Consider the following 12,604-nt stretch of genomic DNA (forward strand, 5'->3'; position numbering starts at 1 on the left):
AGGACCGGCGATGGCTGCGCATCCCGACATCGCCTCCGCCGACCTTGCCGTCCTGTATGTCGACGACGAGCCGGTGTCCCGCAAGCTGTTCTCGCGCAGTTTCGGGGATGAATTCACCATCGTCACCGCGCACGGGGTGAGCGACGCGCTCGAAGTGCTGGAGCGCCGCGAGCACGAATACGCCGTGCTCCTCACCGACTACCGCATGCCCGAGCGCGACGGCATGAAGCTGCTGCAGACGGTGCGCCGGGAGCACCGCCACCTGATCCGCCTGCTCGCCACGGCGTATGCGGAGAAGGAGGTGGCCATCGAGGCTGTCAACCAGGGCCAGGTGCTGCGTATCCTGGAAAAGCCGCTGGAGGAAACGACGACGCGCGAGGCGCTGCGCGAGGCGTTCGCGCTGTACCGCGCGCAGGCGTTCGAGCGATCGCTCAACGAGGGACGCGCCGTCGCGCTGCGCGAGACCATGGGCTTTCTCGCGCACGAACTCAACACGCCGCTCGCGACCGTGCGCGGATTCGTGAGCACCGTGATCGCGCGCCATGTGCCGGCGCCCCCGGGCACCCCGGCCGGCATCGCGACCTTCTCCGAGAACCGGCCCGGCGAGCTGCTTGCTGCGCTCGAGAACGCCGAGCGGCGCGCGCTCTATTGCCAGTCGCTCGTGTCCACCTTCGTGCAATCCGCGCGCGACGCCTTCCCCGGCGCGGCGCCTCCGGAGGTGGCCGCCAGCGCCCTCGCACAGGCCGTGCTCGACGAATTCCCGTTCGACGCGGACGAGCGCTCCTGGGTCACGAGCCATGTGATGCAGGACTTCATGCTGCCGGGGCGGCGTGACCTGCTGTACCTCGTGCTGTGCACGGTGACGAAGAACGCGTTGATCGCGCTGCGCGGCCGCGCGCGGCCTTCGCTGCGCATCGAGGTCGGGCAGGACCCCGACGGCCGCCGACGCCCCTGGATCCGGTTCCAGGACAACGGGCCGGGCATTCCCGCCGACGTGCTGGCCAAGCTCACGCGCGAGCCCGTCACCACGCGCGCGAGCACCGGCGGCAACGGCATGGGGCTGATGTTCTGCCAGCGGGTGATGCAGTCGATCGGCGGGGAGATCCGCATCACCTCGGATACCGGTTGGGGAACGACGGTGTCCCTGTGCTTCCGGCCGCCCTCGGCGGGCCTGGCCTGAAGCGGCGGCTAGAGGCTCACGTGGCGTGCTTCCTGGCGTGCCAGCCAGCCCGCGAAACCATTGGAAGCGCCGGGGCCGTGTCGCGTCTCGATGTCGAAGACCGCGCCGAACAGCTGGCCGTCCGGTCCCAGCGGAAATGCGGGAGCAAGCTGCACGGGCGATTGAAGGCCGAGCGCCTGGCGCAACTCGAGATTGGCGAGGCTTCGCCCCTCCCGGATTTCGTCGCGCGACGAGGGCGGCACGCCCTCCAGGTCCGCGAGTTCGGCAAGCGCCGCCAGGCCATCCCGGCTTTCCAGCTGCAGCCAGCTGGCGCGGCCCGAGGCGTCCAGGCCCAGCACCCCGAAGGGGTCGCCGAGGGCGACGTGCTCGATCCATTGGCGCGCCGCGAAAGCCGACAGCTCGCGGCCGATCGAGGGCATGCGCAGCAGCGCGTTCTGTTCGGGGCTCAGCGTCACGCGCCAGGTCTGCGCGTGGCGCGCGTTGGGCGTCGCGAGCAGGTGGTCCACCGCGCTCACCAGCGTGCGCGCGATGTCCGGGCTCTGCTTGGGGATGAACTGGTCGATCAGGCCGCGGTTGAAGGCGCGCACCGCGATCTGCTCGTCGGCCTGGCCGGTCAACAGCACGCGCGAACCGGGCCATTCCACGAGTTCGGACAGCGCTTCCAGCCCGTCCATGCTCGGCATCGAATAGTCCACCACGCAGACGCGCGCGAGCGAATAGCGTTCCGTGTACTTGGCCCAGTATTCGAGGATCTGCGGCACGAGGGGTTTGCCCGCGCGCCACTGCTCGATCAGCTGCTGCTGGTTCCACGCATCGGCTTCCCAGAACGGCGGCTCCTGCTGCAGGTAGTTGATGCAGTCGCTCGGGCGCGTGAAGAGCTTGACGTGCCAGTGGCGCGGCAGGACGAGCGCGAGCATCTCGAGGTAGTCGGGATCGTCGTCGAGGAAGACGACGGTGCCGGGTCGGTGGAACAGCGGGAAGTTCATGCGGCCTTGATCATGGTGGTGCTATTGTCTCAGCCCATTCGCGCAAGGAAGACATAGAAGCATGGCAGTACCTGTTAACTTTGACAGCGTCAGCCTGGACGGACTCCTGAACGACTGGGTCGGGGCCATGCGCGAATTCTCCGTGGAGGCGGTCGCGGTGCTGGGCCCCGATCCCTTCGGCAGTAACGAGGACCGCCAGGTGCTCGCCATCCATCCTCCGGCTTTCGCCGAGGCGGCGCAAGCGCTGTCGGACAGCCGCGACTTCGGCGCGCCCTGGCGCGACTCCGACGCGCCCCTCGTCGCCTGGCAGCACATCGCGAAGAGCAACCACCTCGGCGCCAGCCGCTGGCGCATGCTCTGGCTGGCCCACGGCTTCCAGACCGTGGTGCGCGTCGAGTTCCCGCTGCCGGCCGGCCGCGCCTTCGAGTGCTTCATGTTCAGCCCGCGCGAACTGGCCGATCGCGGCGAGGCCGCGTCGCTGGTGTGGTCCGCGCTCAACATCTGGCCGCTGGTGCGGCGCAGCCTCGCCAATGCGCGCTCGCCGCTCAGCCCGCGCGAGCGCGAGTGCCTGGAACTCGCCTTCCAGGGCCTCACGGCGAAGGAGAGTTCCCAGCGCCTGCACTGCACGGAACGCACGGTCAACTACCACCTGGCCAACGCCATGGGCAAGCTCAAGGTCGACAACAAGATGGCCGCGATCCAGCGCGCGTGCTGGATCGGCGCAATTTGATGCGCGCGCGGCGGAAAGGTTTATATTGCGGCTGATTCTTCCGCAATACCCGCCATGGCCGACGACCAAGACCGCACCGCTTCGTTGATGACCCCGGCCAAGCTGGCCCAGGCCCAGTCCAGGCCCCGGGCGGCGGCATCGCCGGCGGCGTGGCTGGACCAGATGGCATCCGACGCGGGTCACGCCCATGTCCGCCGCCTGGCCGAACTGCGCGAGCAGATGCAAACGCAGGCGGCGACGCGAGATTACACGCAGGTCTCGGCCGGCCTCTCGCGGCTCGGCGAAGCCCTGCCGGCGCTGGACTTCAACCTGTTGCAGGCACGCGGGTGGTGGGCGCGCACGACAGGCAAGAGCCGCACGGCGGGCGCCGAGTTCGCGGCCCAGTTCGAGCGCATCGAAGCGATCGCGAAGGAACTCGCCGCGCAGGCCGTTGCCGCGCAGAAGCAGCAGCAGGACAGCGGCAATGCCGCGGACCTGAGCCTGGTGGAGCTCGAAGTGGAGTTCCGGGCGATCGAGAAAATCATCGACCAGGGTGCGCGCTGGCTGCAGGACATGCGCAACCAGCTCAAGACGCGCCAGGCCGAAGCCGGCGGCGACGCGCAGACCCAGCAGGCGATCGAGGACGATGCCGCGCGGTGCGAAATCCTCGTCGCGCGCCTGAAGCTCCTGCGGGCGGTGAGCTCCGCGGCGCAGCAGTCGCACCAGCAGGCCCAGGCGGCGGCCGGGCGCCGCGTCGCGTTCGGCCAGATGCTGCAGCAGAAGATCGCGCCGGGCATCAAGACATGGCTCGCGCGCATCTCCACGCTGGCGTCCGCCGCCGGGGACGAGGGCTCGCCCGCGCTCAGCCTCGAAGGCCCCATGGAATGTCATCGTGACCTGCAGCTCGCCGTCAAGCAGGCGACGGCCGATTGCAGCCAGCTGCAGCTGGCGGAGAAGGCCGTGTCGGAAAGCCTGGACGCGCTCGACGCCCAGCTCGAGCCCGCGCGCTAGCGCGATTGCCCGTGGCCCTGCTCGCCATCGACGTCGGCAACACGCGCCTGAAATGGGCCTTGTACGAGGCGCCCCGCCCCGGTGCCGCCCTGCTCGCGCATGGCGCCGAATTCCTCGAGAACATCGACAAGCTGTGCGACGGTCCGTGGGCCGCGCTGGCCGCCCCGCAGCGCATGATCGGTTGCGCGGTCGCGGCGGATGCCGTGAAGCGACGCGTCGAGGAACAGATGGAGGAGCTCTGGGACGTGCCCGCGCAGTGGGTCGTCGCCACCGCGGAGGAAGCCGGCATCGTGAACGGCTACGACCACCCGACGCGCCTGGGCTCGGACCGCTGGGTGGCGATGATCGGTGCGCGCCATCGCATGCTGGCCGACGGCGCCGCGCGTCCCATGGTCGTGGTGATGGTGGGGACTGCCGTCACCGTCGAAGCCATCGACGCGCAGGGACGCTTTCTCGGCGGCTTCATCCTGCCCGGGCACGGCATCATGCTGCGCGCGCTCGAGTCCGGTACGGCGGGCCTGCACGTGCCCACAGGCGACGTGCGCGAATTTCCCACGAACACGAGCGACGCGCTCACCAGCGGCGGCACGTTCGCGATCGCCGGCGCGATCGAGCGCATGGTGCACCACGTGCGCCGGCATTGCGACGCCGAACCCGTCTGCTACATGACGGGCGGCGCGGGCTGGAAGATGGCGCCGCACATGTCGGTCGGCTTCGAACTGGTCGAGAGCCTGATCTTCGACGGATTGCTCGAAATTTCGCGGCACCGGTTCGGCGCCTCCTGACTCAGCCCGCCAGACCGTCCGCCCCCTGCACGAGCGCCTGCCGCGCCTGCGCGAGCACCGCGGACTTCCACTCCGGCGTGTCGATGTAGAAGGCGCCCTTCATCTGCTGCTTGATGCCCGATGCGAGGGCAGAACCCGGCGGCTGCGGATGCCGGTCGAGCCAGTGCTCCGCGCGCAGTGCCTGCAGCGTCTCCAGCACGGGCACGGTGCCGTACTCCAGTGCGATGCCCGTGTATTGCGCCTGCGGGCATTCCTCGTACACCGCATTGCACATGAGGCCCGTGAGGAAAGCGGACGTGGACGAGCCGTCGTAGATCGACGTGACCGGCGTCGCGCCGCCGCCATCCCACCAGGCCCGCGCGCGTACCACGCTGTCGTCGTTGCGCCCCGCATGGATGCGTTCGCCGACACCGCTTGGCCCGAGGCCGGTATGAATGTCGATCCACGCGATGCGGCTCGCCTGGCCCCCGTGCCGGCGCAGCACTTCGCGCAGGTTCGTGTTGCTCCACGACGGCGCGGTGCCGCCGAAGAACATGCCTTCCTCGAATTCGTGCTGGCCCTGCGTGATCGCGGATTGGTAGGCGGCTTCGCCGTTTCGAGCGATGTACGCACCGAGCAGCGCCTGGTTCGATTCGCCGGGCGGCCACTCGGCCGGCAGGATCACCGCGTGCAGGTCGCGATAGGGGGCGTTCACCGGCAGCGGGCGCGAGAAGTCCTGGAAGTTGCGGTTGAGATCGATGTTCTCGTGCGTCGTGCGCCGCAGGTGCGAAAAGCCGTAGGGGTTGAGCCCGTGGATGTACAGCACCGCGACCCCGCGGTCGGCGGCGTGGCGGCGCCACGCGGCGTCGCTGAGCGCCGCCAGCTGGATGCCGGTGCCGCAGAAACCCTCGACGCCATGGCAGGCGCTCGTGAGGATCAGCAGCGCTTGTGCGTCCGCGGGTCCGTCGCGAACCACGTCCATCGCGAGCTCCTCGCCGTCGCGGCCCTTCTCGGGATGCAGGCGGTGCTCGACCGCGAGGCCCGCGTCGGCCGCGGCTTGCAGGAAGCGCGAGCGCGCCTGTGCGTAGGTGGAGGAGAAGTAATCCTCGTCCCGCATCACGCCTTGCCCTTGGCGAGCCAGGCCTCGGCGAGGCGCACCCAGTAGGTCGCGCCCAGCGGGATGAGTTCGTCGTTGAAGTCGTAGCTCGGGTTGTGCAGCATGCAGGGGCCGCCGCCGTGGCCCATCTCGCGGTGCGCGCCGTCGCCGTTGGCAATGAAGCAGTAGGCGCCGGGCTTGGCCTGCAGCATGTACGCGAAGTCCTCGGCGCCCATGGTGGGCTCCTGCTGCTCCACGTTGCCCTCGCCCACGATGGACGCCATCACGCCGCGGGCGAACTCCGCTTCGGCCATCGAATTGATGGTGGGCGGGTAGTTGCGCACGAACTCGAATTCGCACTGTGCATCGTGCGCCGCGCACAGGTGTTCCGAAATCTGCTTCATGCGCCGCTCGATCAGGTCCAGCACCTCGATCGTGAAGGTGCGCACCGTGCCCTGAAGCTCGCAGCTGTCGGGCACGACGTTCGTCGCTTCGCCCGCATGGATCATCGTGACGGAGATGACGCCCGCGTCGATCGGCTTCTTGTTGCGGCTGATGATGGTCTGGAAGGCCTGCACCATCTCGCAAGCGATCGGCACCGGGTCGATGCCGTTGTGGGGCAGGGCGGCGTGGCTGCCCTTGCCGCGGATCGTGATCTTGAATTCGTTACTCGACGCCATCACGGGACCGCCGCTGACGGCGAACTTGCCGACCTGCGTGCCCGGCCAGTTGTGCATGCCGAACACGGCTTCCATCGGGAATTGCGTGAAGAGGCCGTCCTCGATCATCTCGCGCGCGCCGCCGCCGCCTTCTTCCGCGGGCTGGAAGATCAGGTACACGGTGCCGTCGAAGTTGCGGTTCTTCGCGAAGTGCTGGCCGGCCGCGAGCAGCATCGCGACGTGGCCGTCGTGGCCGCAGGCGTGCATCTTCCCGGCGTGCTTGCTCGCGTGGCCGAAGGTGTTGAATTCCTGCATCGGTAGCGCGTCCATGTCGGCGCGCAGGCCCACGGCGCGATCGCTGGTGCCGTTCTTCACGATGCCCACGACGCCCGTCTTGCCCAGGCCGCGATGGATGGGAATCCCCCATTCGGTGAGCTTGGCGGCGATCACGTCGGCCGTGCGGTTTTCTTCGAAGCAGAGTTCGGGGTGGGCGTGGATGTCGCGTCGGACAGCGGCGATGGATGCCGCTTGCGTGACCACGGAGTCGAGGATGTTCATGTGGGGGGTAAAACGTCGGGCGAAGGCTCCCAGTCTAGTCCCGCCGGGGCGGCTGCGCCAACAGGGGTTATCGCGAGATATGGCCGAGAATGCGGTGATGGACATTACAAGCACACCGCTCACGCCCCGCGCGCTGGACCTCGCCCGGTCGCTGGTTCGCATGAACACCGTGAGCCACAACTCCAACCTGGAGCTCATCCACTTCGTGCGCGATGAGTTGGCGCGGCTGGGCGTGAAAAGCCGCCTCACCTACAACGACGAAAAGACCAAGGCCAACCTCTTCGCCACGCTGGGCGAAGGCAAGCCCGCGGGAGTGATACTTTCCGGTCACACCGACACCGTGCCCTGGGATGGACAGGACTGGACCGTGGATCCGCTCGGCGCCCACGTGCAGGACGGCAAGCTCTACGGCCGCGGTTCGGCCGACATGAAGAGCTTCATCGCCATCGCGCTGTCGCATGCTGGAGCATTCCTCGAAAGTGCGTCGCCCTTCGCCGTGCACTTCGCCTTCAGCTACGACGAGGAAGTGGGTTGCTTCGGCGTGCGCGGCCTGATCGCCGACATGCGCGAGGCGGGCGTCGCGCCGCTCGGCTGCATCGTCGGCGAGCCGACCAGCATGGTCCCCGCGATCGCGCATAAGGGCGTGTACCGCTACAAGTGCTGCGTGCGCGGCAAGGAAGCGCATTCGTCGCTCACGCCGCAATCGGTCAACGCGATCGAGATGGCGGCGCGGCTGGTGGGCAAGGTGCGCGACATGGCCGAGGGCTTCGAGCGCGACGAGCCGCGCTACGAGGGCTTCGACGTCCCGTTTTCCACGGCGAGCGTCGGGCAGTTCCACGGCGGCATCGCGGACAACGTGGTGCCGCGCGACGCGGAATTCCGCTATGAGTTTCGCGACCTGCCGACGGCCGACGCCGCGCGGATGCAGCAGGCTGTCGTGGCGCATGCGCGATCGCTCGAGCCCGCGATGCAGGCCGTCGCCCCGGGCACCGGCTTTCGCTTCGAGACCATCTGCGAGATCCCGAGCTTCCTCGGGTCGGCCGGCGATGCCGTGACGCGTCTCGCGCAGCGCCTGGCGGGCGAGCAGCGGACCACGCTGGTGGCCTTCGGCACCGAGGCAGGAATCTTCAAGAGCTCGGGCATCCCCACGGTGGTGTGCGGCCCGGGCAGCATCGTGCAGGCGCACCAGCCCGATGAATTCGTGTCGCTCGACCAGCTCGCGCGCTGCGAAGCCTTCATGCGTGGCCTGGCCGCCACGCGCGCCATCGGTTGATCGGGCGCGCCGCGATCACTCGCGAATCTTGCCCTGCGAGTCGATCAGGCTGAGCTCCACGAGCTTGGAGCCCGTGCGGTCGTCGGCGAAGTGCACGCGAAAACCGCCGAGCGTCATGTTGTCCAGGCCCTCGATGGCTTTCCTGAGCTTGGCCCGCGACGGTTCGCGCCCGACCCGCCGCAGCGCCTCGGTGAGCACGCGCGCGGCGATGTAGCCTTCGACCATGTAGACATTGGGCTTTCCGGCATTCGCGGACTGCGCGTCGGCGAGCATTTCGCGCACCACGGCCGCTTTCGGGTTCTCGCTCTTGGGCACGACGCGCACCACCACAACCCCGGCGCCTTCCGGCCCGAGTTCCTCCGCGAGCAGGCTCTCCCCGGTATTGGAGTACCCGTAGATCGGGCCGCGGAATCCCTTGGCGCGGATGTCGCGCACCGCGCTTGCGGCGCCGTTCGCGTCCGCGATCACGAGGATCGATTGGGGTTTGGCGGCGAGGACCGTGTCCACGCTGTTGGCGACGGCGCCGCTGCCCATCGCCGCCTTCACGCTCAGCGTCGCGCCCAGGCTCGGCAGCGTGCGCTCGGTGGAGTCGAGCGCGGCGAGCGACTCGCTGTCGCTCGCATAGACGACGGCGAAGCGGCGCGCGCCCAGCGTCTCGGCGTGCCTGGCGATGGCGGCCGCCTCCTCCGCGTAGCCCGGGCGTACCGAGAACACGTTGGCATACTTCGCGCCGCGAAACTCGTCGGCCGCGGACATGGGCGCGAACAGCACGATCTCGCTGTCCTTGATGAGCGGATAGGCCTTGGCGACCTGGGCCGAGCCGTAGTAGCCGAACAGGGCGAGCACGCCCTGGTCCACGAGCTTTTTCGTGTTGGTTTCCGTGAGCGCGGGGCTGCCCCTGTCGTCGAGGGTCACCAGTTCGATCTTGCGGCCGTTGATCCCGCCGGCGGCGTTGACCTTGTCGAAGTAGATCTTGGCGCCCGCATGGAACGGCGCGGCGAGCGCCGAACCCGGCCCGATCAGGGCCACGGACTGGCCGAGCACGATGGAAGTCTTGGTGATGCCGTCCTGGGCCTGCGCGGACCAGCCCAGCAGGGCGAGGGCGGCTACCATCATGGGGCGCGCCAACGAACGGGTGAAATGCATGGGAATTGTCTCCGTGGCCTCTGATGAATTCGGGCCGGTGCGCAAAACTATAGGGTTACTCCATGACGAGCGCCATCGGCATCTCCCCTAGCGTCAGTCTCTTGCAAGGCGAAGCCGTGGTGCGCGGTGCCTGCCCGCACGACTGCCCCGATACCTGCGCGCTGCTCACGACGGTGCGCGACGGCATCGCGATCAAGGTGAGCGGCAATCCTGACCACCAGCCGACCGATGGCGTGCTGTGCAACAAGGTCTCGAAGTACACCGAGCGCACCTACAGCCCCGACCGCCTGCTGCAGCCGCTGCGCCGCGCGGGGCCCAAGGGCTCGGGCCGCTACGAGCCCGTGAGCTGGGACGACGCCCTGGAGGACATCGCGGCGCGCCTGGCGGCGATCGCGGCGCGCGATCCGGAGGCGATCGTTCCCTACAGCTATGCGGGCACGATGGGCCTGGTGCAGGGCGAGAGCATCGCCGCGCGCTTCTTCAACCGCCTCGGCGCGTCGATGCTCGATCGCACGATCTGCTCGAGCGCCGGCGGCGAGGGCCTCGCGCAGACGCTGGGCGGCAAGGTCGGCATGAAGGTGGAGTTCTTCGCGGAGGCCAAGCTGATCCTCATCTGGGGCAGCAATTCGATCGCGAGCAACCTGCACTTCTGGCGTCTCGCGCAGGCCGCGAAGCGCAACGGCGCGAAGCTCGTCTGCATCGACCCGCGCCGCAGCGAGACCGCCGAGAAGTGCCACGAGCACGTGCAGCTGCGCCCGGGCACCGACGCCGCGCTGGCGCTGGCGATGATGCACGAACTCGTCGTGAACGACTGGCTGGACCACGACTACATCGCGCGCCATACGACAGGCTGGGAGGGATTGCGCGAGCGTGCGCTGCGCTGGACGCCCGAGCGCGCGGCGGCCGTGTGCGGCATCGACGCGGCGCAGATCCGCTCGCTCGCGCGCGACTGGGGCACCACGCGCCCCGCCGCGATCCGCGTGAACTACGGCATGCAGCGCGTGCGCGGCGGCGGCAATGCCGTGCGCGCGGTGGCCTGCCTGCCGGCGCTGACGGGCGCGTGGCGCGACCGCGCGGGTGGCGTGCTGCTCTCGAGCTCGGGCACCTTCCCTGTCGACAGGGCGGCCCTGCAGCGGCCCGACCTGCTCGCCGGCCGCGCGCCGCGCACCATCAACATGATCACCATCGGCGACGACGTGCTGCGCGATGCCTCGCCGGAGTTCGGTCCGCGCATCGAGGCGCTGGTCGTCTACAACAGCAACCCCGTCGCGGTGGCGCCGGAGTCGTCCAAGGTAGTGGCGGGCTTCGCGCGCGAGGACCTCTTCACCGTGGTCCTGGAGCATTTCCGCACGGATACGGCCGACTATGCCGACTACATCCTGCCGGCCACCACGCAGCTCGAACATTGGGACGTGCACCTCGCCTACGGCCACACCGACGTGCTGCTCAATCGCCCCGCCATCGCGCCGGTGGGGCAGGCCCGTTCGAACACGCAGGTGTTTCGCGACCTGGCGAGGCACATGGGTTTCACCGACGAGTGCTTCTCGGAAACCGACGAGAGCCTGTGCCGCAAGGCCTATGGCACACGCATCGATTTCGATGAGCTCCTGGCGCGCGGCTTCGCGTCGCTGCCCGTGGCGGACGCGCCTTTCGCGAATGGCGGCTTCCCGACGGCATCGGGCAAGTGCGAGTTCTTCAGCGAAGCGCTCGCGCGCCAGGGCATGGACGGCCTGCCCGACCATGTCCCCAACTACGAACTGGCGGGCTCGTCGCCGCGCTTCCCCCTCGCAATGATCTCCCCGCCCGCCCGCAACTTCCTGAACTCGACTTTCGTGAACGTGCAGAGCCTGCGCGACATCGAGGGCGAGCCCGTGCTGGAGATCCATGCGCAGGATGCGATGGCGCGGGGGATCACCACCGGGATGGAGGTGCGCGTATTCAATGACCGCGGCGAATACCGCTGCAAGGCCGAAGTCTCGCCGCGCGCGCGGCCCGGCGTCGTGAACGGCCTGGGCATCTGGTGGCGCAAGTTCGGCCTGAACGGCACCAACGTGAACGAGCTCACCAGCCAGAAGCTGACGGACATGGGGCGCGGCCCGGTGTTCTACGACTGCCTGGTCGAAGTCCAGGCGGCGTGAGGAAGCGGATCGTCATGGCAAGCATCGGAATGGCGGCGATCGCGCTGGCCGGCACCCTCTGTCTGTCGGGGTGCGCCAACCTCGGCTACTACTGGCAGTCCGCGAGCGGGCACCTGAAGATGCTGAGCGCCGCGAGGCCCGTGGACGACTGGCTCGCCGACACCCAGGCGCCGGAGCGGCTGAAATCCCGCCTCGCGCTCAGCCAGCGGATCCGAAGCTACGCGGTCAGCGAATTGAAGCTGCCGGACAACCCGAGCTACCGCCGCTACGCGGACCTGCAACGCACGGCCGTGGTGTGGAACGTGGTCGCCGCGCCGAAGTATTCGGTGAAGCTCAAGACATGGTGCTTCCCGGTGACGGGCTGCGTGAGCTACCGGGGCTACTTCGACGAAGCCCAGGCGCGCGCGGAGTCGGCGCGCCTCGCGGCCGAAGGATTCGATTCGAACGTCTATCCGGTCCCCGCCTATTCCACCCTGGGCTGGATGAACTGGGCGGGCGGCGATCCGCTGCTCAACACCTTCATCTACTACCCCGAGGGCGAACTCGCGCGACTGATCTTCCACGAGCTCGCGCACCAGGTGGTCTATGCGAAGGACGACACGATGTTCAACGAATCCTTCGCGACGTCGGTGGAGCGCCTGGGGGGTGCGCGCTGGCTGGAGACGCAGGCCGGCGAGGACGCGCGCAAGGACTACGCCGAGTTCAACGGGCGGCGCACGCAGTTCCGCGCCATGGCGCTGGCCACGCGCAAGCGGCTGGAAAAGATCTATTCGGAGATGGAAGGCGACGCGCGCGAGTCCGCGAAGCAGGAGGCACTGAGGGACTTCCGCGCCTCCTACGTCAAGCTTCGCGACAGCTGGGGCGGTGACTCCGCGCGCTTCCGCGGGTTCGACCAGTACGTGGAGAGGGCGAACAATGCGTCCTTCGGCGCGCAGGCCGCCTACGACGAACTCGTGCCCGGCTTCGAGGCGCTCTACGCACGCGAGGGGCGCGACTGGCGGCGGTTCTATGATGCGGCCAAACGCCTCGCCGAATTGCCCAAGGACGAGCGCCACAAGCTGCTGAAGGAGACCTCATGACCGCA

Annotated in this window: 11 protein-coding genes; 7 read left to right on the plus strand and 4 right to left on the minus strand. The window is 68.6% G+C overall.

The genetic code is table 11. The annotated features are described in order from the left end of the window. Positions 1–10 precede the first annotated feature (10 nt). A complete protein-coding gene (locus tag I5803_RS17100; protein ID WP_196987525.1) occupies positions 11–1,180 on the plus strand; it encodes a hybrid sensor histidine kinase/response regulator in 1,170 nt (389 codons plus the stop codon). 8 nt (positions 1,181–1,188) lie between these two features. Here the strand turns inward: I5803_RS17100 and I5803_RS17105 are convergent, their stop codons facing one another. Next, positions 1,189–2,166 carry a response regulator gene (locus I5803_RS17105; protein ID WP_196987526.1) on the minus strand — a complete coding sequence of 326 codons (978 nt, stop codon included), beginning with the start codon at positions 2,164–2,166 and terminating at the stop codon, positions 1,189–1,191. Between the two features lie 61 nt (positions 2,167–2,227). On the opposite strand from I5803_RS17105, the gene I5803_RS17110 reads away from it, so the two are divergent. From I5803_RS17110 to I5803_RS17120, 3 genes are read left to right on the plus strand one after another with little or no spacing between them, the layout of a single operon-like run. Continuing rightward, positions 2,228–2,896: a helix-turn-helix transcriptional regulator gene (locus I5803_RS17110; RefSeq protein WP_196987527.1), complete on the plus strand. Its 669-nt coding sequence runs from the start codon at positions 2,228–2,230 to the stop codon at positions 2,894–2,896. 54 nt (positions 2,897–2,950) lie between these two features. Next, positions 2,951–3,886, plus strand: coding sequence for a hypothetical protein (locus I5803_RS17115; RefSeq protein WP_196987528.1), 936 nt, complete (start codon positions 2,951–2,953; stop codon positions 3,884–3,886). 11 nt (positions 3,887–3,897) lie between these two features. Then, the gene (locus tag I5803_RS17120; protein ID WP_196987529.1) at positions 3,898–4,671 is read left to right on the plus strand and encodes a type III pantothenate kinase; all 774 of its coding nucleotides are present in this window, start codon (positions 3,898–3,900) and stop codon (positions 4,669–4,671) included. Between the two features lies 1 nt (position 4,672). Here I5803_RS17120 and I5803_RS17125 read toward each other — a convergent pair whose 3' ends face one another. Continuing rightward, positions 4,673–5,767, minus strand: coding sequence for a M14 family metallopeptidase (locus I5803_RS17125; RefSeq protein WP_196987530.1), 1,095 nt, complete (start codon positions 5,765–5,767; stop codon positions 4,673–4,675). After that, positions 5,767–6,963 carry a M20 aminoacylase family protein gene (locus tag I5803_RS17130; RefSeq protein WP_196987531.1) on the minus strand — a complete coding sequence of 399 codons (1,197 nt, stop codon included), beginning with the start codon at positions 6,961–6,963 and terminating at the stop codon, positions 5,767–5,769. Before I5803_RS17130 ends, I5803_RS17125 begins: the two co-directional genes overlap by 1 nt. A 97-nt stretch (positions 6,964–7,060) precedes the next feature. Here I5803_RS17130 and argE point away from each other — a divergent pair, with 97 nt between their 5' ends. After that, positions 7,061–8,236: an acetylornithine deacetylase gene (gene argE / locus I5803_RS17135; protein ID WP_196987532.1), complete on the plus strand. Its 1,176-nt coding sequence runs from the start codon at positions 7,061–7,063 to the stop codon at positions 8,234–8,236. Positions 8,237–8,251: 15 nt separating this feature from the next. Here argE and I5803_RS17140 read toward each other — a convergent pair whose 3' ends face one another. Then, positions 8,252–9,352 (minus strand): ABC transporter substrate-binding protein, encoded by a 1,101-nt coding sequence (locus tag I5803_RS17140; RefSeq protein WP_231402446.1) that lies wholly within the window; start codon positions 9,350–9,352, stop codon positions 8,252–8,254. Between the two features lie 92 nt (positions 9,353–9,444). Between I5803_RS17140 and I5803_RS17145 the strand changes: the two genes are divergently transcribed. Both I5803_RS17145 and I5803_RS17150 read left to right on the plus strand, forming a co-directional pair. Beyond that, positions 9,445–11,520, plus strand: a complete 2,076-nt coding sequence (locus tag I5803_RS17145) for a molybdopterin-containing oxidoreductase family protein (RefSeq protein ID WP_196987534.1) — start codon at positions 9,445–9,447, stop codon at positions 11,518–11,520. A gap of 14 nt (positions 11,521–11,534) precedes the next feature. Next, on the plus strand, positions 11,535–12,599 hold the full coding sequence (locus I5803_RS17150) for an aminopeptidase (RefSeq protein ID WP_196987535.1): 1,065 nt from the start codon (positions 11,535–11,537) through the stop codon (positions 12,597–12,599). Positions 12,600–12,604 lie beyond the last annotated feature (5 nt).

The organism is Caenimonas aquaedulcis (assembly GCF_015831345.1).
Taxonomy (GTDB): domain Bacteria; phylum Pseudomonadota; class Gammaproteobacteria; order Burkholderiales; family Burkholderiaceae_C; genus Ramlibacter; species Ramlibacter aquaedulcis.

Excerpts from the sequence above, each read along its gene's own strand:
- I5803_RS17140 (WP_231402446.1), bottom strand. The coding sequence starts at position 9,352 with ATGATGGTAGCCGCCCTCGCCCTGCTGGGCTGGTCCGCGCAGGCCCAG.
- I5803_RS17110 (WP_196987527.1), top strand. The coding sequence starts at position 2,228 with ATGGCAGTACCTGTTAACTTTGACAGCGTCAGCCTGGACGGACTCCTG.
- I5803_RS17100 (WP_196987525.1), top strand. The coding sequence starts at position 11 with ATGGCTGCGCATCCCGACATCGCCTCCGCCGACCTTGCCGTCCTGTAT.
- I5803_RS17145 (WP_196987534.1), top strand. The coding sequence starts at position 9,445 with ATGACGAGCGCCATCGGCATCTCCCCTAGCGTCAGTCTCTTGCAAGGC.
- I5803_RS17115 (WP_196987528.1), top strand. The coding sequence starts at position 2,951 with ATGGCCGACGACCAAGACCGCACCGCTTCGTTGATGACCCCGGCCAAG.
- I5803_RS17125 (WP_196987530.1), bottom strand. The coding sequence starts at position 5,767 with ATGCGGGACGAGGATTACTTCTCCTCCACCTACGCACAGGCGCGCTCG.
- I5803_RS17150 (WP_196987535.1), top strand. The coding sequence starts at position 11,535 with ATGGCAAGCATCGGAATGGCGGCGATCGCGCTGGCCGGCACCCTCTGT.
- I5803_RS17105 (WP_196987526.1), bottom strand. The coding sequence starts at position 2,166 with ATGAACTTCCCGCTGTTCCACCGACCCGGCACCGTCGTCTTCCTCGAC.
- argE (WP_196987532.1), top strand. The coding sequence starts at position 7,061 with ATGGACATTACAAGCACACCGCTCACGCCCCGCGCGCTGGACCTCGCC.
- I5803_RS17130 (WP_196987531.1), bottom strand. The coding sequence starts at position 6,963 with ATGAACATCCTCGACTCCGTGGTCACGCAAGCGGCATCCATCGCCGCT.